Origin of the sequence: Streptococcus cristatus (assembly GCF_003943815.1) — a bacterium.
GTDB lineage: Bacteria > Bacillota > Bacilli > Lactobacillales > Streptococcaceae > Streptococcus > Streptococcus cristatus_F.
In genome coordinates, this window is sequence record NZ_RJNA01000016.1 from 20,216 (window position 1) to 42,382 (window position 22,167).

19 protein-coding genes and 2 pseudogenes are annotated in these 22,167 nt (G+C 37.0%); 20 read left to right on the forward strand and 1 reads right to left on the reverse strand.

Going from position 1 to position 22,167, the window contains the following annotated elements:
- The first annotated feature begins 30 nt into the window (after positions 1 to 30).
- The 20 genes and pseudogenes from D8872_RS09360 to D8872_RS09460 form a co-directional block, all read left to right on the forward strand.
- Complete coding sequence (locus D8872_RS09360) at positions 31 to 204, forward strand: hypothetical protein (RefSeq protein WP_000159606.1); 174 nt, start codon at positions 31 to 33, stop codon at positions 202 to 204.
- Positions 201 to 980 (forward strand): replication initiator protein A, encoded by a 780-nt coding sequence (locus tag D8872_RS09365; RefSeq protein WP_125390739.1) that lies wholly within the window; start codon positions 201 to 203, stop codon positions 978 to 980. Before D8872_RS09360 ends, D8872_RS09365 begins: the two co-directional genes overlap by 4 nt.
- A 98-nt stretch (positions 981 to 1,078) precedes the next feature.
- The gene (gene dcm / locus D8872_RS09370) at positions 1,079 to 2,437 is read left to right on the forward strand and encodes a DNA (cytosine-5-)-methyltransferase (RefSeq protein WP_041331734.1); all 1,359 of its coding nucleotides are present in this window, start codon (positions 1,079 to 1,081) and stop codon (positions 2,435 to 2,437) included.
- Positions 2,421 to 2,870, forward strand: coding sequence for a hypothetical protein (locus tag D8872_RS09375; protein WP_041331737.1), 450 nt, complete (start codon positions 2,421 to 2,423; stop codon positions 2,868 to 2,870). The genes dcm and D8872_RS09375 overlap by 17 nt, the downstream gene beginning before the upstream one ends.
- Positions 2,863 to 3,243, forward strand: a complete 381-nt coding sequence (locus tag D8872_RS09380) for a thioredoxin domain-containing protein (RefSeq protein WP_041331740.1) — start codon at positions 2,863 to 2,865, stop codon at positions 3,241 to 3,243. The genes D8872_RS09375 and D8872_RS09380 overlap by 8 nt, the downstream gene beginning before the upstream one ends.
- A 12-nt stretch (positions 3,244 to 3,255) precedes the next feature.
- Positions 3,256 to 3,489, forward strand: coding sequence for a transcriptional regulator (locus D8872_RS09385; protein ID WP_125390740.1), 234 nt, complete (start codon positions 3,256 to 3,258; stop codon positions 3,487 to 3,489).
- A 2-nt stretch (positions 3,490 to 3,491) separates the two neighbouring features.
- Positions 3,492 to 4,079, forward strand: coding sequence for a CPBP family intramembrane glutamic endopeptidase (locus D8872_RS09390; protein WP_041331743.1), 588 nt, complete (start codon positions 3,492 to 3,494; stop codon positions 4,077 to 4,079).
- A gap of 313 nt (positions 4,080 to 4,392) precedes the next feature.
- Positions 4,393 to 4,692: a hypothetical protein gene (locus D8872_RS09395; protein ID WP_000869759.1), complete on the forward strand. Its 300-nt coding sequence runs from the start codon at positions 4,393 to 4,395 to the stop codon at positions 4,690 to 4,692.
- Positions 4,682 to 5,170: a hypothetical protein gene (locus tag D8872_RS09400; protein WP_041331746.1), complete on the forward strand. Its 489-nt coding sequence runs from the start codon at positions 4,682 to 4,684 to the stop codon at positions 5,168 to 5,170. The genes D8872_RS09395 and D8872_RS09400 overlap by 11 nt, the downstream gene beginning before the upstream one ends.
- A complete protein-coding gene (locus D8872_RS09405) occupies positions 5,170 to 7,047 on the forward strand; it encodes a VirD4-like conjugal transfer protein, CD1115 family (protein ID WP_125390741.1) in 1,878 nt (625 codons plus the stop codon). Before D8872_RS09400 ends, D8872_RS09405 begins: the two co-directional genes overlap by 1 nt.
- Before the next feature lie 20 nt (positions 7,048 to 7,067).
- The gene (locus tag D8872_RS09410) at positions 7,068 to 7,310 is read left to right on the forward strand and encodes a hypothetical protein (RefSeq protein WP_000627865.1); all 243 of its coding nucleotides are present in this window, start codon (positions 7,068 to 7,070) and stop codon (positions 7,308 to 7,310) included.
- Between the two features lie 16 nt (positions 7,311 to 7,326).
- Positions 7,327 to 8,181, forward strand: coding sequence for a VirB6/TrbL-like conjugal transfer protein, CD1112 family (locus D8872_RS09415; RefSeq protein ID WP_041331753.1), 855 nt, complete (start codon positions 7,327 to 7,329; stop codon positions 8,179 to 8,181).
- 53 nt (positions 8,182 to 8,234) lie between these two features.
- Positions 8,235 to 8,594, forward strand: coding sequence for a PrgI family protein (locus tag D8872_RS09420; protein WP_001097591.1), 360 nt, complete (start codon positions 8,235 to 8,237; stop codon positions 8,592 to 8,594).
- A complete protein-coding gene (locus tag D8872_RS09425) occupies positions 8,545 to 10,902 on the forward strand; it encodes a VirB4-like conjugal transfer ATPase, CD1110 family (protein ID WP_185761413.1) in 2,358 nt (785 codons plus the stop codon). Before D8872_RS09420 ends, D8872_RS09425 begins: the two co-directional genes overlap by 50 nt.
- An 11-nt stretch (positions 10,903 to 10,913) precedes the next feature.
- Complete coding sequence (locus D8872_RS09430; RefSeq protein WP_041331756.1) at positions 10,914 to 13,727, forward strand: phage tail tip lysozyme; 2,814 nt, start codon at positions 10,914 to 10,916, stop codon at positions 13,725 to 13,727.
- A gap of 12 nt (positions 13,728 to 13,739) precedes the next feature.
- Positions 13,740 to 14,531: a PBECR4 domain-containing protein gene (locus D8872_RS09440; protein WP_235284324.1), complete on the forward strand. Its 792-nt coding sequence runs from the start codon at positions 13,740 to 13,742 to the stop codon at positions 14,529 to 14,531.
- Positions 14,532 to 14,681: 150 nt separating this feature from the next.
- A complete protein-coding gene (locus D8872_RS09445) occupies positions 14,682 to 15,092 on the forward strand; it encodes a thrombospondin type 3 repeat-containing protein (RefSeq protein WP_041331759.1) in 411 nt (136 codons plus the stop codon).
- A 47-nt stretch (positions 15,093 to 15,139) separates the two neighbouring features.
- On the forward strand, positions 15,140 to 21,382 hold the full coding sequence (locus D8872_RS09450; RefSeq protein WP_185761414.1) for a helicase-like domain-containing protein: 6,243 nt from the start codon (positions 15,140 to 15,142) through the stop codon (positions 21,380 to 21,382).
- Positions 21,383 to 21,456: 74 nt separating this feature from the next.
- Positions 21,457 to 21,741 (forward strand): DUF5962 family protein, encoded by a 285-nt coding sequence (locus D8872_RS09455; protein ID WP_000969643.1) that lies wholly within the window; start codon positions 21,457 to 21,459, stop codon positions 21,739 to 21,741.
- Between the two features lie 13 nt (positions 21,742 to 21,754).
- Positions 21,755 to 22,048: pseudogene (locus tag D8872_RS09460) on the forward strand (DUF5966 family protein); the annotation flags it as partial.
- Here the strand turns inward: D8872_RS09460 and D8872_RS09465 are convergent.
- Positions 22,038 to 22,167, reverse strand: a pseudogene (locus tag D8872_RS09465) (16S rRNA (uracil(1498)-N(3))-methyltransferase); the annotation flags it as partial. The pseudogenes D8872_RS09460 and D8872_RS09465 sit on opposite strands and share 11 nt — an antisense overlap.

Consider the following 22,167-nt stretch of genomic DNA (forward strand, 5'->3'; position numbering starts at 1 on the left):
GTTCTCCTTTTTTTATTTTCTGGAGGGAAAATGACAAAAGAATTACAATCATCACGCTATATCGTCATTTCATTTTTAGTACGTGAAATGGGAATTGACATTGTTGAAGCCATCTCTCTTATGGCTGAATTAGAAAAAAGTGGCTTGGTTCGCTTGGAATCAAATGGCGATTTAATACTCAAAGAACTTGGAGGAGAGCTATGAAACGAATTACCGCAAATCAATACCAAACTTCAGAACGGTATTATAAATTACCTAAAATTCTTTTTGAGGATGAGAAATATATGGATATGAAACTAGAAGTAAAGGTGGCTTATTCTATTTTAAAAGATCGTTTAGAATTATCTCTCAGTCGTGGTTGGATAGATGAAGAAGGCGCGGTCTATTTAGTATTTTCTAATTCTAAACTGATGAGGCTGTTAGGTTGTTCGAAGTCAAAATTACTGTCCATCAAAAAAACTCTTAAAGAATATGACTTAATTGATGAAGTTCAACAGTCTTCAAGTGAGAAAGGAAGACTAGCTAATAAGATTTATTTAGGGGAATTATCTTCTACCCCAGTAGGTAATTCAAACAGGCCTAGTGTTAAAAAAAGACTAGGGCAGGTTGAAAATCAAACGGCCCCCGTCTCACATTCAGCCCCTAGTGAGACTGAAGTTAGTGAGACTAAATATAGTGAGACTGATTCTTTATTTATTGAGGATGAGGAGGATAGGAATACTCAACCTATCTTGAAAAGAAAAGTAGAAAAGGTCACAAAATATGATCGAGATTATATTTGGGGATTGGTACAAGATCAATTTAGACGCGAAGGTTTTTCTGAAACAGCCAGTGAAATTGCTATGACCGATTTTGAGAGAATCTATCAGTATGCTCTTGACAATGTTCGCTTTGTTAGGCGAGCTGAAGTCCTTGCTGAATTTGTGTTTAACGGCTTGTATTCTGTTTGGAATAACCATGTTAGAAAAGGAGGTGGTTAAATGTCGCCAATCGAGTGGATATTAGTTATGCTCATTGTCATTTCAAGTGGAGTGACAGTTCTGACAATGATAGTCGATAAGAAAGGGGTGGACAAGAAATGAGATTTATTGATTTATTTTCAGGTATCGGTGGTTTTAGACTTGGAATGGAAAGTGTCGGACACGAGTGTATTGGATTTTGTGAGATTGATAAATTTGCTAGAGAATCTTATAAGTCCATTTTTCAAACGGAAGGAGAAATTGAATTTCATGACATACGAGATGTTTCAGATGACGAATTTAAAAAACTTAGAGGGAAAGTCGATGTCATCTGTGGGGGATTCCCTTGTCAAGCATTTTCAATCGCAGGAAGACGATTGGGATTTGAAGATACTAGAGGAACTTTGTTCTTTGAAATTGCTCGGGCGGCCAAACAAATCCAACCACGTTTTCTTTTTCTTGAAAATGTTAAAGGCCTACTCAATCACGATAAGGGACGGACGTTCACCACAATTCTTACCACACTTGATGAGTTGGGGTTTGATGTTGAGTGGCAGGTGCTTAACAGTAAGGATTTTGGCGTTCCCCAAAACAGAGAGAGGGTGTTTATTATCGGACATTCTAGAAAGAAAGGTACCAGACTCCTATTTCCTTTCAGACGAGAAGGTCAAGCAACTAACTCTGAGACTTTGAAAGCGCTAGGAAATTTAAATCCATCAAAAAGTGGAATGAGTGGTAAAGTTTATTATTCAGAAGGTCTTGCGCCAACCTTAGTTCGTGGGAAAGGAGAAGGATTTAAAGTTGCGATTCCTTGTATGACACCAGACAGATTAAAAAAAAGACAAAATGGTAAACGTTTTAAGGATAATCAAGAGCCAATGTTTACTTTAAATACTCAAGATCGGCATGGTATTGTCGTTGTTGGAGATTTACCAACTAGCTTTAAGGAAACTGGTCGTGTCTATGGAAGTGAGGGTTTATCTCCAACACTGACTACGATGCAAGGAGGAGATAAGATCCCCAAAATACTAATTCCAGAACCAATCCAATTTCTAAAAGTACGGGAAGCAACGAAAAAAGGATATGCTCAAGCAGAAATAGGAGATTCCATCAATTTGGAAAGACCAAGTTCTCAGTATCGTCGAGGTAGAGTTGGAAAAGGTATAGCGAATACGTTAACAACTAGTGGTCAAATGGGAGTAGTAGTGGCTAGCTATGAAGGAGAAGATAAACAAGTTTATCATGTAGCCGGTGTATTAATAGATGGACAATTTTACCGTCTGAGGATACGACGAATTACTCCTAAAGAGTGTTTTCGCTTGCAGGGTTTTCCTGATTGGGCTTTTGAAGCTGCTAGAAAAGTCTCTAGTAATAGTCAGCTCTATAAACAAGCTGGTAATAGTGTAACCGTTCCTGTGATTGCCGCAATCGCAAATAAATTAAAAGAAATAGAGGAAAAAGATGAAAGCATTAAATAAAGAATCAATACTAGATTGTGATGAATTAGAAACAGAATTACATGATGCAGAAATCAAACAACTGGATGAACAATTATTTTTGATGCCCAATTATCCATGTGAGTTTGAAGTGACATTTTTAGATGATTACCATAAAAAACACAACTACCCACTATTTTACGAATCCTATCTTCAAAACGTTATGGAATTCCTTGAAAGTCAAGACATAAAGAATGGAGTTGATGCCTTTGTAGATGATCATCAAAATCTCGTTTTTATTTTATATGGACAAGGTTATCGAGCAGAGGGAAAAGAGGGAATACTTACAACCCAAGTAACTGTAAAAGCTTATGATGAAGACAAGAAATCAATTAACTTCTCACATTCATTAGATTCCTTAATCGTCTCAGAATATCAAATTGAAGCGAATCAGTGGGAGGTCTCCCATGATTGATCTCTATCTAAGTAAAAATAGCCATAGAAATCAACTTCTTTTAGAATTCTTCCAAAACTATGGTATCGAAGTATCTTGCCATTCAGTTTCTGAAATGACAAAGGACAAATTAATTGAGATGATGAGCTATTCTTCAGATTGTTTTGAGTTTTTATCTCCCAATTTATTACGATTTAAGAACCGTGACAATCTAAGATTAACGGATTTCGTTGAGATGATTTTAAAAAATCCTGAACTAACCATCAGACTTCCTCTTGCGGTTTCAAATAAGCGAGTTTATCCAAATCTGAATTTGGAAGAGGCTAGAGCTTTATTGCCAAGGGATACGAAACAATTGATTTACATGGCACAAACACATTATTTATCTAACTAAAGGAGAAGCAATATGGCTGAACGATTTTGGGAGAACTTGTCCATTATTTTAGCTGAAAGAAATATCAGCTGGATTGAGTTAACCAGAAAAATGTTTGCGNGAGAGTTTCACTATCCAAGTGAATTGAATCGTTTGTATCAAAAAATTCGGCACTACAAGGTGGAACAACGAATGCCTCAAAGTCCATGGGTAGAAAGGATTGTGCAGGTATTAGATTTAGATTATGAAGATTTATTTCGGAGGTAACTATGAAAAGAATAATTCCAGTTTATATATTCCAACAAGTAAATATCCTATTGGTATCTCTATACTTACTGAAATTTCTTTGTAGCGGTGAGTTAACTATACTACAGATTCTCTATTGTGGGTCGCTCATTTCTTTTTTATGGATGTATGGTCAACGTAAACAAGCGCATAAAATCGATATGAAAACTAGGATGAAATGGCTTGGTGTTGGATTTGTTAGCCTACTGATTATAAGTCTATGTTTTAGCCTGATTCATGCTCAAGGAAGTACGAATCAAGCAAACTTAATTGGCATTCAACATCAAGTTCCTTGGTTTTCATTTTTATTGTTCTTAATCAATGCGAGTATGGTTGAAGAATTTCTGTATCGAGAAATTTTATGGAACTTGGTTAGAAAATTAGATATTCGAGTTGCTTTGACAAGCGTTTTATTTGCCTTAGCACATCATCCTGGAACCATTCTAGCTTGGTGTTTGTATGTTTCACTTGGGATGTTTTTAGGGATGGTGCGCTATAAATCTGATTTATGGGGCAGTATGGAGCTACATTTGGTGTGGAACCTACTAGTTTATAGTTTGCTGCTTGTTTAGGGAAATGAAAAGCTAACGTTATTTCATAATGTTAGTCTTTTATTTCAAAATCTTTGTTTAGTATGAATTTAGCTCGACAGAAAAATTAGAAATGTGATAAAAATTTCAACTACTCTTATCTATAATAAAGCTACCTGTTCTTTGAAAATTGAATCCACTCCGTCTTGATTAGCGTGCCTGTGTAAGTAGGGACTGAGAGTATTTCCCTGTGAAGGGCAACTGGCACAAGACGTGTGTGAGAATTTTCTAACAGACACGGAGTTTATCGTTACCAGACTTAAACGATGCGACAAACTAGATAAAGGAGTTAATCATGAAGGTAGTAAACTTGTATGATTTGAAACAAATGGGAAATAAAGGTGGTTGTACCATCCAATTGATTCATCACTTTCCCTTTGGTATGGGCTTAGGACATCTCAAAAAAGACTACATTGAATTTAAACGTGTTGGTATCATTGATGGGAAAGCAGTAGAAGTTACTCTTCGAGAACCTTATTCGAGAGATCTACTGCAGGTTGTCAAGTCGATTAAGCAACGTCAGAAATTGATAGCTTATCGTTATAAAGAAGGAAAGCTGCTATTTGTTAAGAAGGAGGCATCAGATGTCCTCTGAACAACAGGAACGAATGGCAGTTCAATATGCAGAGCGTAGTCTTTTATTTACTGTCAAAAGTCTCTTAAAGATTCTAGAATGGTCCAGACGTCAGGCTCTAGCACAAGATTCTGCCTATAAGATAGGGGTGCAGAAATTAGAAGAATTGCTACAATCTCCTTATTCGATTGATACGATTAATCTGAAAAAAGATTTTTTAGACAAACCAATTGATATAGAGAAATTTAAAGCTTTTTTAGAAAAAGAAGAGATTCCTTTGGCCATCGCTTGGCAAGGGGATTCTCTGCATTTCTACACGAAAGACCGTTCGATTCTGGACAATCATTTAGACTATCTGTTAGAAAAAATGGTCAATGATCCGGAGAAATTAGCTGATTTTACTATGGATAAGTCATTAGACGATGCAATTGATGAGGCTAAATCCCAAATTACCTTTGCACAAGAAGGAGCCGTCAAACAGAAAGAGATGGTGAGATAATGTACAGTGGAAAGAAATTCCTACTATTCTCACTGTTAGGTATCTTTCTAGGCTATCTTTTTCATCGTTTGACGCTTTTGTATGATTCCTATACTGGAAATACATTAGATAAATGGACTCATCTACTGATGGAAGGTCAAGATGAAGTTCTTCAGTCGCCGTGGAATGTTTCTTTTACTGGAAAATCAAGTGCTTTTTTTCTACTAGGCTTTGTGATGATGTTGCTGGTTTATCTCTATTTAGAGACTGGAAAAAAACAATACCGAGAAGGGGTAGAATATGGGAGCGCCCGTTTTGGAACTCTAAAAGAAAAGAAGCTCTTTTACGGTAAGGAATTTTCTCATGATACGATCTTAGCCCAAGATGTTCGTCTAACTTTGTTAGATAAAAAGCCACCACAATATGATAGAAATAAAAATATTGCGGTGATAGGAGGTTCAGGAAGTGGGAAGACCTTTCGCTTTGTGAAACCCAATCTGATTCAGATGAATAGTTCTAATATTGTAGTAGATCCTAAAGATCACTTAGCTGAGAAAACAGGCAAACTCTTTATAGAACATGGCTACCAAGTAAAGGTATTAGATTTAGTCAATATGAAGAACTCAGATGGCTTCAATCCTTTTCGCTATATAGAGACAGAAAACGATTTGAATCGCATGCTGACGGTTTATTTTAATAACACTAAAGGCTCTGGCTCCCGTAGTGATCCATTTTGGGATGAAGCTTCTATGACTTTGGTTCGAGCTTTAGCCTCTTACTTGGTCGATTTCTATAATCCACCTAAAACAAGAGAACAGCTCATAGAAGAAAGTCGTTTGAGTCAAACAGAATACCAAAACTTGTTGAAACGTCAAAAAAAAGAAGTGGAAGAGCGAAAAAAACGAGGGCGTTATCCAAGTTTTGCTGAAATTTCAAAACTCATTAAACACTTATCCAAAGGTGAAAATCAGGAAAAAAGTGTCTTAGAAATTCTATTTGAAAATTATGCTAAAAAGTATGGGACTGAAAATTTTACCATGCGAAATTGGGCAGATTTTCAAAATTATAAGGACAAGACACTAGATTCTGTTATAGCTGTAACCACTGCTAAATTTGCCCTCTTTAATATTCAAAGTGTCATGGATTTGACCAAAAGAGATACACTTGATATGAAGACATGGGGGAAGGAAAAATCAATGGTCTACTTAGTTATCCCTGATAACGATAGTACCTTCCGCTTTCTTTCAGCCCTCTTTTTTTCAACCGTATTTCAAACCTTAACAAGACAAGCAGATATTGATTTTAAGGGGCAATTACCTCTTCATGTGAGAGTCTACTTAGATGAATTCGCAAATATCGGAGAAATCCCAGATTTTGCTGAACAAACCTCAACAGTTCGTTCTCGCAATATGAGTCTCGTTCCCATTCTTCAAAATATTGCCCAACTTCAAGGGCTCTATAAAGAAAAAGAAGCTTGGAAAACCATTCTTGGGAACTGTGATAGCTTAGTCTACTTAGGTGGTAATGATGAAGATACCTTTAAATTTATGAGTGGCTTACTCGGTAAACAAACCATTGATGTTCGAAATACTAGTCGTTCCTTTGGCCAGACAGGTTCAGGATCCCTTTCTCATCAAAAGATTGCTCGTGATTTAATGACACCTGATGAAGTCGGAAATATGAAACGGCATGAAAGCTTGGTCCGAATTGCCAATATGCCTGTCTTTAAAAGCAAAAAATACAATTCAACCAAGCATCCAAACTGGAAGTACCTAGCCAATCAAGAAACCGATGAACGGTGGTGGAACTATCAGATCAATCCTTTGAATCAAAGACAAGAAAATCATCTTGATGGCCTTAGAATTCGTGATTTAACTTTTGAATCTAGTTTAAAATAAAAATAGAAAAGAGGAAATAGATGATTACGCATTTTAAAGGTTTTGTTTATGGAGTAGACGCAAGTGCCATGTTTGCACAAGCTATGTCTTTGTTACAGAAGGGATTGATTGCAGTTGGTGCCTTTCTCGTTGTTGTGGGGATTGTCAACCTTGCAACCAACATTAAAGATGGTGGACCAGGTGTTCGGAATGCCATTCTGGAAATTGTCGGTGGTGTTATGGTAGGGGCTGCTGGAGCCTTTGTAACCCAGATTTCAATTTAGGAGGATAAACAATGACATGAATCTTAGTTTAGTCTCACCCTTTATTTACCTTGCATCTGAAAAAATATCGGCTGAAAATTTATTTGAAGGATTTAATGTGGATTTACAATCTACGGTAGATCTGATTAAATCTCTATCTAGCTACAATCCAACAGTTTGGACTTATATGTCTAGTATTACTAAAAGTGTCATGCAGCCTCTTGGAGTTGCGATTTTATCAGTTGTTCTCATCTTAGAATTTTCAAAGATGGCAAAGAAAATTGCTAACTCTGGTGGAGCGATGACCTTTGAAGCATTAGCGCCGATGTTGATTAGTTATATCATGGTCGCAGTCGTGATTACCAACACTACCGTTATTGTAGAAGCCATCATCGGGATTGCGAGTCACGCCATTGAACAAGTGGCTTCGATTGTGGCTCACGGTGGGGCAAAGTATGATACAATCTCTGGACTAAAAGGTTCAGGATTTATTGGCCGGATGATTGTGGGCTTTTTCGCCCTCCTAATTTGGCTTGTTCGGATAGTAAGTGCAGCCATGGTCAATCTTTTGGTATCCATTCGATTTATTCAACTTTACCTTATGATTCCATTTGCCCCTCTTACGATTCCAACATTTTTAAGTGATGAGTGGAAGTCTATTGGTATTGGCTATTTAAAAAATATTATGGTCTATGCGGTACAAGGGGTTCTTATTTTTCTGATTGTTTCTCTTGTTCCTTTGTTTGAATCTGCTGGGAAAATAGCTGTTTCAAATGGTGCAGGAGTCCTGCAATCACTTGCGATTATGTTTGGTAGTTTGATACAAGCTATCTTACTGATTATTGCCCTCGTTGGTTCTCAACGTACGGCTCGCTCAATCTTAGGTATGTAATTAGATAAAGGCTAGGAAGTGATTGCTTCTTAGCCTTTTTAGAAAGGAAAGTCATGAATACACGTGTCTTTAAAGACATCTCAAAATACCAACACAGGGCTTGGTTAGGTTTCACCACAAGACAAATCATCTTTGTTTTACCAGCCTTTATTGTCACAATTATTGTTTTGGGCTTGAATCTCTTTTTCTGGCAATTTGGAGATTGGTTTGTTTACGGTTTTGTGTTTGCTTTTACCATCCCCCTAATGCTTTTTGGAGTCTATAAACCCAATGATTTATATTTTGAACATTATTTGAAATACCGTCTTCATTTTGAACTAACGGTTCCCCTACGCACAATTACAGGAAAGAAAGGATCTGAACATGAAAAGAAAATCAAATACATTAAAGAAACAAAAAACTTCAATGACTAATCAGAAAGAAGTAGTTAAAGGAAAAAAAGAGGAAGTGTTACCCTCTACGGCTAATACTCTTTCCTATCAAGCCCTGTATCAAAATGGTCTGATGCAGGTAAAAGAAGATTATTTCTCACAAAGCTATTTACTTGGTGATGTCAATTACCAGACCGTTGGTTTAGAAGATAAGGGGGCAATCATTGAGAAGTATTCTGATTTGATTAACTCCTTAGATGACCAAACCAACTTCCAATTGACTATCTTTAATAAAAGATTGAATTTAGAAAAGTTTAGACAAAGTGTTTTGTATGAGGAAAAAGAAGATGGGTATGATAGCTATCGTCAAGAATTGAATAGGATGATGAATCAAAATTTAGACAGTGGGGAAAATAACTTTTCAGCTGTGAAACTGATTAGCTTTGGTAGAAAGGATTCTAATCCCAAACAGGCTTATCGTTCCTTGTCCCAAATAGGAGAATATTTCAAGAGTGGTTTCTCAGAAATTGATGCACGTTTTGAATCCTTGGCTGGTGAAGAGCGTGTCAACTTGTTGGCGGATATGCTTAGAGGAGAACACCATCTTCCGTTTTCTTACCGTGATTTAACGAGATCTGGTCAGACAACTCGTCACTTTATAGCTCCTAACCTCTTGGATTTTAAAAACAAGAATTACCTACAAATCAATGACCGCTTATTGCAGATTGTCTATGTGAGAGACTACGGTATGGAATTAGGGGATCAGTTTATTCGAGACCTCATGCAAGGAGATTTGGAATTGATTGTGAGCCTCCATGCACAAAGTTCGACCAAGGCAGATGCCATGAAGAAACTACGAACAAAGAAGACCTTGATGGAATCCCAAAAGATAGGAGAACAACAAAAACTAGCTCGTACAGGTATCTATTTGGAAAAAGTAGGTCATGTATTAGAAAGCAATATCGATGAAGCTGAAGAACTCTTAAAAACCATGACCGAGACAGGAGATAAACTATTTCAAACTGTCTTCTTGATTGGTGTTTTTGGTCAGGATGAAGAAGAACTCAAACAAGCACTAGATACGATTCAACAAGTGGCCGGCTCAAATGACCTAATGATTGATAAACTTCCATATATGCAAGAAGCAGCCTTTAATAGTTTGCTGCCATTTGGTTGTGATTTTTTAGAGGGAGTATCACGGAGTTTATTAACGTCCAATGTAGCAGTGAACTCTCCATGGACTTCAGTCGATTTACAAGACCGTAGTGGGAAATATTACGGTATCAATCAAATATCAAGCAATATTATTACCATTGATCGTAGCCTATTAAATACACCATCTGGTCTGATTTTAGGAACATCTGGAGCTGGAAAAGGGATGGCAACCAAGCATGAAATTATCACGACCAAAATCAAGGAATCTGGTGAAAATACAGAAATTATCATCGTGGATCCAGAAGCAGAATACAGTGTCATTGGACGGGCTTTTGGTGGAGAAATGATTGATATTGCGCCCGACTCCCAGACTTATCTAAATGTACTTGACTTGTCTGAGGAAAATATGGATGAGGATCCTGTAAAGGTAAAATCAGAATTTCTTTTATCCTTTATCGGTAAGTTATTGGATAGAAAAATGGATGGGAGAGAAAAATCGATTATCGACCGAGTTACCAGACTCACCTATCAGTCATTTAAAGAGCCTTCTTTGGAAGAATGGGTCTTTGTCTTGAGCCAACAACCAGAAGAAGAAGCGCAGAATTTGGCACTTGATATGGAACTGTATGTCGAAGGTTCTCTTGATATTTTTTCTCATAAGACCAATATTCAGACAGGATCTAACTTCTTAATCTATAACGTTAAAAAGTTAGGAGATGAGCTGAAACAAATCGCCCTCATGGTAGTGTTTGATCAAATATGGAATCGTGTTGTTCGAAACCAAAAATTAGGGAAGAAGACTTGGATTTATTTTGATGAAATGCAGCTTCTCTTATTAGATAAATATGCCAGCGATTTCTTCTTTAAATTGTGGAGTCGTGTCAGAAAATATGGAGCCAGTCCGACTGGAATAACTCAAAACGTCGAAACCTTATTGTTAGATCCAAATGGTAGACGAATTATTGCCAATAGTGAATTTATGATTCTCCTCAAGCAAGCAAAAAATGATAGAGAAGAACTGGTTCAACTCTTAGGCTTGTCAAAAGAACTCGAAAAATACCTTGTCAATCCAGAAAAAGGGGCAGGACTGATAAAAGCTGGTTCAGTTGTCGTACCCTTTAAAAATAAGATTCCTCAAGGTACTCAATTGTTTGATATTATGAGTACAGATCCTGATAAAATGGCTTCTAATTAAGGGGAAGGTAAATGAAGGATAAAAGAGAAATCATACGTGCACGAAAGGCATTTAGAAGAAGTCTAAAAGATGAGAAGAAATTCTTGAAAAAAGGAAAGAAGGAGGTGAGAAAACAGAAAAAAGATTCCGCTGTACTGGATGAAAAAGCATGGAAAAAAGAGATAAAGCAAAAGCTAGAGGAGATGAGAGAAGCTTCAAAGGCTAGAGTAAAACAAGCAAATGAAGACTACAATCATATTCTTCAAAATAGTCCTCCATCTCTTTTGAATCGAAAAGAATTAAGAGACAGACGGTTGCTTCATGCTAGGAAGCGATTGAAAATAGCCAAGAAGCAATTTAGAGAAGCCAAGGCACAGTCAAAAGAAGAAAGAAAAGAGAGTCGTAAAGAAAGAAAAACCAATCAAAAATTTCTCTACGGTCAGGAATCGAAAGCAAAATCCAATTTTTTCTTTCAAGGGAAGAGTTTAGAAGAATTCAAATCTAAGAAAGAAGTCAAGGCCGCAAAAGAGAATCTAAAATCTACTAAACAAGCCTATAAGTCCAAAAAAGTCAGTAGGAAAGCCAAAACTTTTCTTTATTTCCTTGGACGTGAAGGTGGAGAGTTAGCTTCAGAAAATGAAGATTTAGAAGGTTATCGCACGCTACAAGAGACCATCAGAAAAGGAAAACGTTACAGTCGGCTTTCTTATAACCTTGGAAAAGCTAGTGTCAAAACAGGACAAGCAACAGGTCGTTTTACCAATAAAAGACTGACCAACACAAAAGAGCGATACCATCATTTTAAGAATGGAAAAGGATGGAAACTAGCGAAAGAGAATCCAAGTTCCTTTAAAAATCGGTTTCGAAAATTAAAGAAACAAGGTCTTACAAGTGTCCGAAACATCTATCAAAAACTAAAAGCAGCCTTTTCCTTCTTTACATTTGCGGCTGGAAATCCTGTAACCTGGATAGTTGGAGGAATAGTCTTTCTTCTTTTACTTATAATGAGCTTCTTTTTAGGATTTTCATCTGCTAGTTTGATTCAACAAGATGAATTTGAATTAACAAAAGCTTATACCCACCTAACTTGGGAAGATGCAGAACATACTCGCACAAATGACAAAGGAATTACTTATTACACAAAAATTGATGATGTGATGGGATATATGAACTTTAAATTCCATGACTATGAGTTACACAAACCAGTTCACTTATTTAGTTCAGAAACTTACAAGGATTATCTGTCTACTTTGTGGCATGATTTAAACGATGGGGAAGATTTGAAATCCATGCAAGACCTTTATGAAACTCCTAAGTATAAACTCTCGAAAGATGATCAAGAGGAAATGAAGGAATTAAAAGAAGAAGGTGTGTATGCTTCCATGCAGGAATTGGACAATCCATTTGAGGGGAAAAGCAACGAAGATAGTCTAACCATGACGTATCGTTATGGATACTATGATTTAGACGGGAAACCTACTCTTCAGGAGTATATTCTACTAGAAGCTAAGGCTCACCAAACAATAGTCGCACCAATGGATGGGGTTGTATCTCTAGATGGTGATAATGTTATTCTCACTAACGGAAATGGAGAGAATGAAAGTCGATTGACCTTGTATTCCATTCATAATGGCCGTGCGATAGAGGGGACAAGAGTTCTTACTGGTGATATTATTGGTGAGACACCAGACGATACAGGTTTGAAAGTTTCCTATCAAAAGTATAAGAACAAGAAAGAAAAATTGGTGTATGTCAATCCGCAATTCTATTTTCCAAAGGTCATTCAACTTCAGACCACTATCTTACCTGCCATTGGTCAGTTTGGTGGAGATGAGTTTGAACGTGCAAAACATATTTATGAGTTTTTGAAATCTCAAGGGGCAAGTCCTCAAGCCATTGCGGCTATTTTAGGAAATTGGTCGGTAGAGTCTTCTATCAATCCTAAACGAGCTGAGGGAGATTATTTATCTCCTCCAGTTGGCGCTACCGATTCCTCATGGGATGATGAAAGCTGGTTAGCAATTGGAGGTCCAGCCATTTATAGTGGTGCTTATCCTAATATTCTTCATAGAGGTTTAGGTTTAGGGCAATGGACAGATACTGCAGATGGTTCAACACGTCATACAGCTTTATTGAATTATGCACACACCCAAAATAAGAAGTGGTATGATTTAGACCTCCAACTTGATTTTATGCTTCACGGGGACAGTCCTTACTATCAAAGTTGGTTAAAGGATTTCTTTGGAAATACGGGCAGTGCAGCCAATCTCGCCCAACTCTTTCTGACCTATTGGGAGGGAAATTCTGGTGACAAACTACTGGAAAGACAAACCAGAGCAACGGAATGGTATTACCAAATTGAAAAAGGCTTCAGCCAAACAAATGGAGGACAGGCAAAAAGTGACCCGCAATCCCTTGAAGGAGTTCGTGGGGACTTGTATGATCATTCTGTTCCTGGTGGTGGAGATGGTATGGCCTATGCCTATGGACAATGTACATGGGGTGTTGCGGCTCGTATGAATCAATTAGGCTTAAAATTAAAAGGAAGTAATGGAGAGAAGATTTCAATCATTAATACCATGGGTAATGGTCAGGACTGGGTTGCGACAGCTTCAAGTCTTGGAGGAGAAACAGGTTCCACACCAAAAGCAGGTGCTATTGTTTCTTTTGTAGGAGGTACACATGGCACACCAGCCATCTACGGTCATGTGGCTTTTGTAGAGAAGGTCTATGATGATGGTTCTTTCCTTGTGTCTGAAACTAACTATGGTGGCAACCCTAACTATACCTTTAGAAAAATCTCTCAAGCAGATAGCGCCATTAGTTTTGCCTATACGACGAAATAGAAGAGTTTACACTTGAAATTTTATCCATTTTCAGGTAAAATAAATAGTGTAGATGAGTGGTCGGCTCATGGTCAATCTGATAGTAATCTTGGACATAAGGGCCAAGCGGTGGCGGACACCAGAACGAAATCCGATAGCAATCTTGGACGTAAGGGCCAAGCGGTGGCAGACACCAGAATAAACCGACTGACTAGGTGGCTTACAGACTCTGTAAACCACCTTTTTTGTGAGGAAAATATGGTAAATTCTAGAGATTATCGTAATCCAAATTACACCGAAAAAATAAAACTTCAGCGTTTTTTTACTCAGTTACAAATTGCGGCTTCTTTTTTTAAAGAGCACTTCGTTGGCAAAATCATGTATTATGAAACTGAAATAGAAAGTGTTGAACTTCATTTTTCACCTACTAATTTCATGCACCTATATGGTGTTGATTACCGAAAAGGTGCAGGCAGTTTCTTTGACGATTGTTTAAATAGACATGTCATAATTGATGAGTTGAAAATAAAAAAAGATGGAACCACGATGCAAAAGTTACAAGTTTTAGGATCCATTGAGGAGTTATTGGGAAAGCATGTTCATTTAACTGGTCCAGGACGTTATTTGTATTTGGAGTTTGATTATGCTCTACGTACAAGAAAACAGATACTAGCATTAACATTGAAAGAAACATCAAGGAAAATTGTTCCTCAATCTTTATTAGATTTGAAGAGAAAGACAGTATTTCCAAAAGGTCAAAAAGTAATTTCAATTTACTCAAAACATTTACAAACGTCGGAACTTTTTTATTATTCAAAAGATTAGTTTACATATCTTTTGTGGCATAAAATATATTTTTATCATTTTAAGGAGAACGCAGTTTTGGCTCGTTCTCTTTTTTGTTGTGATACTTCTTTCAAGGAATATTTGGTAGGATTGGAGTGAAAAAAGATTAACTAGGAAAGAAGGAAGTATATGGAAGCCATTTATCAACGTGATTCGGATCAAGATGGACTGACTGATGCTCAAGAATTTGCGCTAGGAACCAATCCTCTTAGCGCAGATTCTGATGGTGATGGTCGTTCAGATTTAGTGGAAGTAGAAGAAGGAACCAATCCCTTAGAAAAGGATTTACAAAACATAGATCAAATAATTATAACTGAACCGTCTTCAGTATTTATGGAAATGAAACAAAAGATTTCAGATATGATGGAGAGTCACTACAAGGAATTTATACAGGCTATGATTAGTATTGAAACAGGGATTGAAAACCAACAAGACCTAGAAGACTTATATACTTACTACATGAGAACAGATGCCGTTTCTCTTTTGTCTAGTGATTTAGAAACCAGTCCTCAAGAGGTGGAAATGGAGATAGAGTTGTAGGGGAATCATGTGATTCTCCTATTTTCGTATAGATGAAAGGAGCGAGTATGGAAGTAATGCAATTATTGGCTATGTTTCGTGGAACAATTCCAAAAGATAGGGATAAAATGGACTTATTCCTTCGTTATCAAGCGCAACATTTTGATGAGAAATGGCAGGATTTGGTAGAGAGTTTTTTGGCTGAAGAGGGCAAGATAGAAGAGATACCTCATGTCTATTCGTTTCATCAAGATATTGTTTCTTTCCTAGAGGCCAGTTCTGAAAATAATGACCAAGATTTAGAAAGTTACACAAGAAATTTTGGACAAGCAGGTCTAAGTAAATTATCTCAATTAAGTAATTTTGAGAAAAACTTGGTGCTAGAAGTCGCAACCTATAACCTTTCCACTCGATTTTACATCCAATCTGAAAAAGAGAAGCTAACACCATTAAGTGAGCTTGTATTTCATCAGAATCAGGATGTCAATTTAGTCAATGTCTATCGGGTTGCGAATAATCTATCTGACCGCATTAGTAGAGATATAGAGGAGTTTCTTCTAATGGTTGATTCCAAAGAACTAAAAAAAGAGGTTCTTGAGATTCATTTTGAAGAAAAAGAGGGAGATGTTCTAGCCTATTTGGGTTCAGAATTGATGGCTACTTTAGATACCGTTACGGATTTTGTCCATCATGAAGAAAACTACCAACAACTTCCACTGACACAAAAGCTGAAGATTATTACTCATTTTGATGAAGTAAAGGCTATAAGAGAAAAGTCTAAGCAAGTAGAGGAAGCGGTCTTACCTTTAGATAATATTGACCAGGTAGAAGAAAATGTGGAAGTTCATTCCCTATCTAAAGTAGATAAAATTATAGAAGAAGCTTTGAAGGAATATCCAATCGGTTCACAAGTAAGTTATAAAGGACAAGTATTTCAGTTGGTTTCGATTGAAAATGCCCAGTTAAATGACTTAGTTCTCCTAGAGCTATTCAATGATTCCAACCAGTTATTTGAAGAAAATCCTATCTTATACTTGAACAGTTTGGAAGAGATTGAACAAGTATTGTCTCATGTAGAACTTGAAAAAGAAGATTCAGATATTGATATTGAGATTGAATCACCAAGTGAAAGCCAGGAAATAGATTTGTTTTCCTATCTGGAAGAAGATAGTGAAAAGGAAAAGGAAAAAGATAAGGATAAGGAAACAGAAACGCTTATTTCAGATATGGAAGAGACGGATGTCCCCGTTCAAGATTTTGTTTTTCCAGATGATTTAGAGGACTTTTACCCTAAGACAAATCGAGAAAAAATTGAAACGAATATCGCCGCAATTGATCTTGTTAAAAGATTAGAAAAAGAGGGACGACAAGCGAGTCCAGAAGAACAAGAACTACTAGCCAAGTATGTCGGCTGGGGTGGTCTTGCCAATGAATTNTTTGATGAACTCAATCCAAAGTATGAAACAGAACGTTTAACTCTTAAGAGTTTAGTAAGTAAATCAGAATACTCCGCTATGAAACAAAGTTCTCTCACAGCCTATTATACAGACCCGATGATTATTCGCCAGATTTGGCAAAAATTACTGGATGATGGTTTTGAGGGAGGAAGGATATTAGATCCTTCTATGGGGACTGGGAACTTCTTTGCGGCTATGCCTAAAAGTATACGAGAGAAATCAGAACTCTATGGGGTTGAATTAGACAGTGTGACTGGCGCAATCGCAAAACAACTCCATCCAAATGTCCACATTGAAGTGCGAGGATTTGAAGAAGTTCCCTATCAAAATAATAGTTTTGATTTAGTCTTAACGAATGTTCCATTTGGAAATTTTCGCATTGCCGATAAAAACTATGATAAACCTTATATGATTCATGATTACTTTGTCAAACACTCACTTGATTTAGTAAGAGACGGAGGACAAGTGTCGATTATCTCATCTATCGGGACAATGGATAAGCGGACAGATAATGTTTTACAAGAGATTAAAACCAACACTCATTTTTTAGGGGGAGTTCGTTTGCCGGATACGGCTTTTAAAAAGATTGCAGGTACTCGAGTGACCACAGACCTCCTCTTCTTTCAAAAGGATCAAGCAAAGAATCTTAATGAAGATGAGCTTGTCTTTAGTGGCTCTATTCCCTTTGAGGATGATAATCGTGTCTGGATCAATCCTTATTTTGATGGGAAATACAATACACAAGTTTTGGGTGAATATGAGGTACGTAATTTTAATGGAGGAACTCTCAATGTTAAGGGGGTATCAGAAACATTAGCTACTGACATAATGAAAGCATTCGAGAATGTGGAAGCACCTAAACCAATTGACAATTCTTTGAAAGCACCTGTTTTTATCAAAGAAGAAGTGGATAATTCTATCCCAAGTCGTATACGTGAGGACTTAGCGCTCTATTCTTTTGGATATGAGGGAAATCAAATTTATTATCGAGATACGCATGGTATTCGGAAAAGTTCAAAAGTAGACGAAATTAGTTATTATGTAGACGAGAAGGGAGAATTTAAAGCCTGGGACAGTTCTTTGTCTGAACATAAAATAGACCGATTCGTGCAACTCCATTTGACTGATGAGGATGCACTAGATGTATACAAGTCGGAAGAAGCGAGTAAAAGAGGGAAATATAAGGGACTGTTCAAAAAAACTGTCTTTTATGAAAATCCCTTATCGGATAAGGATATTAGTCGGATTAAGGGAATGGTTGATTTGAGAGAGACCTATCAAGCCTTAATTGAAATTCAACGCCATCAAGATTATAGTCGAACAGATTTTCTGGTATTACTTAGTAAACTCAATCATGACTATGACCGTTTTGTAAGTCAATTTGGATACTTGAATGCCTCAGTCAATCGGAACTTATTTGATAGTGACGATAAATATTCTTTACTAGCAAGTTTAGAAGATGAATACATTGATTCTAAAGATCAGAAAGTAAAATATAAAAAATCTTTAGCCTTTGAGAAAGCATTGGTTAGGCCGGAGAGAGTGATTGCAAGAGTTTCAACGGCTTTAGATGCCTTAAACTCTAGTTTATCGGATGGTAGAGGGGTTGATTTAGACTATATGGTATCAATTTATCCCGAACATAGCCAAGCTGCTATTTTAGATGAGTTAGGTGACCAGATTTTAATAGATCCAGAAAGCTATTTAAGAGGGGAAAGAAAATATCTTTCTAAGAACCAGTTTTTATCAGGAGACATTCTCAACAAGATAGAAGTAGTTCAACTATTAGTGGAGGAAAACAACCAAGAATATGATTGGAATCATGCTTTAGATTTGTTAGAATCTGTTCGCCCTCCAAGGATTCATCTGGCAGATATTGAGTTTAAAATAGGGTCACGTTGGATTCCTCAATCCGTTTATGGTAAATTTGCCTTTGAATGTTTTACCAATCGTGAATTTGAATTGTCTTCGCCTGATGTTGAACAAGTCATTGAAGTGAATCCTGTCGATGGGCAGGTTCATTTAAGGACATCATTTGCTTATCGCTATCCAAGTGCAAAAGATAGTAGTCTTGGAGTCAGTGGGTCACGTTATGATACAGGAAGAAAGATCTTTGAGAATTTACTTAATTCGAACCAACCGACGATTACTATGACTGTTACGGAGGGAGAAAAGAAAAAGACTATCACAGATTTGGAAAAAACCTCTGTTCTAAGAGCAAAAGAGCAGCATTTACAAGAGCTCTTTCAAGAATTTGTCTCACGGTATCCTGAAGTCCAACAAGTCATTGAGGAAAGCTATAATCGTCTTTATAATCGAACGGTTAGTCGAGAGTATGACGGTAGCCATCTAGTCATTGATGGCTTGGCTCAAAACATTAGTCTTCGTCCTCACCAAGAGAATGCCATTCAAAGAATCGTAGAAGAAAAAAGAGCCTTATTAGCTCATGAGGTAGGTTCAGGAAAGACCTTGACCATGCTTGGTGCTGGTTTTAAATTAAAGGAGTTGGGAATGGTTCATAAGCCCTTGTATGTAGTGCCCTCTAGTTTGTCTGCTCAATTTGGCCAAGAAATCATGAAATTTTTCCCTACTAAAAAAGTCTTTGTGACTACTAAGAAAGATTTTGTGAAGGCGAGAAGAAAACAATTTGTGTCACGGATTATTACAGGAGATTACGATGCCATTGTCATTGGGGATTCTCAATTTGAAAAAATCCCTGTCAGTAAGGAAAGACAGATGAATTATATAGAGGATAAACTCAATGAACTACGAGAGATTAAAACGCATTCTGAAAATAAGTATACCGTTAAAGAAGCAGAGCAATCAATAAGTGGTCTAGAGAAACAATTGGAAGAACTCCAACGCTTTAATCGTGATAGTTTTATTGATTTTGAGAACTTAGGAATTGATTTTCTCTTTGTGGATGAAGCACATCACTTTAAAAATATTCGTCCGATTACGGGACTTGGAAATGTAGCAGGGATTACCAATACAACCTCTAAGAAGAACGTGGATATGGAAATGAAGGTTCGACAGATTCAGGAAGAACATGATTTTAAAAATATTGTTTTTGCGACAGGAACACCCGTTTCCAATTCTATCAGTGAGTTGTATACTATGATGAACTATATTCAACCAGATATCTTAAAACGCTATCAAGTTGATTATTTTGACTCTTGGGTAGGTGCTTTTGGAGAAATTCAAAACTCTATGGAATTAGCTCCTACAGGGGATAAGTACCAACCTAAGAAACGATTTAAAAAGTTTGTCAATCTACCTGAGTTGATGAAAATCTATAAAGAAACAGCCGACATTCAAACACAAGATATGTTGGATTTACCTGTTCCAGAAGCTCATATTATCCCTATTGAGAGTGAGTTAACTGAAAACCAGAAACTCTATTTAGAAGAATTGGTTATGCGTTCAGATATGGTCAAATGTGGAACAGTTGATCCGAGCCAGGATAACATGTTAAAGATAACAGGTGAGGCACGGAAACTAGCTATTGATATGCGTTTATTGGACTCTAGCTATAGTCTAGCAGACAATCATAAACTGCTTCAGGTAGTTGATAATGTTGAGAGAATTTATCGTGAGGGAATGGAAAATAAGGCTACTCAGATGATTTTTTCAGATATTGGAACACCTAAGAAAAAAGATAATGGCTTTGATGTTTATTCTGAGATTAAGGTATTATTAGTTGATAGAGGAATCCCTAGTAAGGAAATTGCCTTTGTACATGATGCCAATAGTGATGAAAAGAAGAATAGTTTGTCTCGAAAGGTCAATGCAGGAGAGGTGCGGATTCTCCTTGCCTCAACTGAAAAAGGAGGAACAGGTTTAAATGTTCAGAGCAAGATGAAAGCAGTTCATCACCTGGATGTCCCTTGGAGACCAAGTGACATTCAGCAACGCAATGGACGGATTATCCGACAAGGAAATGAAAACAAGGAAGTGGATATTTACCACTATATTAGCAAAGGTTCGTTTGATAATTATCTATGGGCAACTCAGGAGAACAAACTCCGTTATATTAAGCAGATTATGACTTCTAAGGAGCCGATTCGTGCTGCAGAAGACATTGATGAACAGACCATGACAGCTTCTGATTTTAAGGCACTAGCAACAGGTAATCCTTATCTCAAATATAAGATGGAACTAGAGAATGATCTAACTCTATTAGAAAATCAAAGACGCGCCTTTCAACGCAGCAAGGATCACTATCGTCATACAATCTCTTACTGTGAAGAAAATATACCTATTCTTGAGAAACGATTAAGCAAGTATGAAGGCGACATTCAACAGTCTGAAATGTCGAAAGACCAGGCATTTTCTATGACGGTAGGTAAGCAAGCTTTTGAGCAACGAGCTGAAGCAGGGGAATCCCTACACCGTCTTATCCGTCATAATCAAGCTGACAGCAAAGAATTCCGAACCCTAGCAAGCTATAGAGGATTTGAAATAAAAATGCTTAGTCTTCCAACAAATCAACCTCTTCCTGAATCCTTCTCTGTTAAGATTGTAGGAGAAAATCAATATTCTGTCAGTTTAGATTTGTATTCTCCATTGGGGACAATTCAAAGGCTTCAGCATACGATTGATCACATTAAAGAGGACCAAGTGAAAACTCAGAACTTATTGGATGAATTAAAGGATAAATTGACTACTGCTGAGGTAGAAATTGAGAAAAATTTTCCAAAGGAAGAAGACTATCAAACAAAAAAGGCCGAATACGATGTACTCGCGCCATTGATTGAAACAGAAACGGATTTAGATATTATTGATCAGGCCTTAAGACAATTCCACGAAAAAGGAAAAGAAAAGCAAGAACAACTTTCTTTTGAATTAGATTAAAAAATAGATATAAATAGCGGACAAGAAAAGAAAAGCGCGGTAGAATAAAGATAGAAAGAAACGAGGTAATAATTATGATGGAAGATACCTATTATCAATTAGAAGAGGCTTTGGTACAGGGATTTCAAACACCTGAAGAATACCAAGCCTACAAGGAGCTAAAGGAACATTATGAGGAAGTGACGGGGGATTACAGTTTTTCTAAACGAGAACTCACTAGTCAATTGGAAATCTCTCTTCAGAATCATCGAGGCGTTGACTTTGAAGAGCATGAAAAAGAGGAGTATTTGGACTTAGTTCAAAAGCTAGAGGAATTTGATTCCTCTCTTGCCACCCATTATCGTCAATTGATTGACTAGAAAGGAGAAAGTCATGAATGATTTACTCCTTATCCCAGTAATTTTTTTAGCAGTAGGAGGAATTCTCATTCTTTTATGGAGACTCTTTCTTATTGCCAGTGGACTTTTCCTGATTGGTTTTGTCAGTTTTCTTATTTTCGTGGAGGTCTATGGAATTTATTTGTTCTTTACTGAACCTAGTTTATATTTTGATGATATCAGACAACATGGTTTAACTAGTTTTACGGCTGTGTACCTTTTCATCAATCTGATGTTGGTTCTAGGATTCAGTTGGCGCTTCATAAACTCCAAAACTAAGGAAAGCCTGAAGCAATGGTCACTTGAATCGGCAACTCGGTATTGTCTGCCAGTTCCTCCAAGATTTCCAAGCTCTGCTGACTGGGGTCCAATACTCGGGCCAGTCGTTTCACGCCATCATCAAAGACC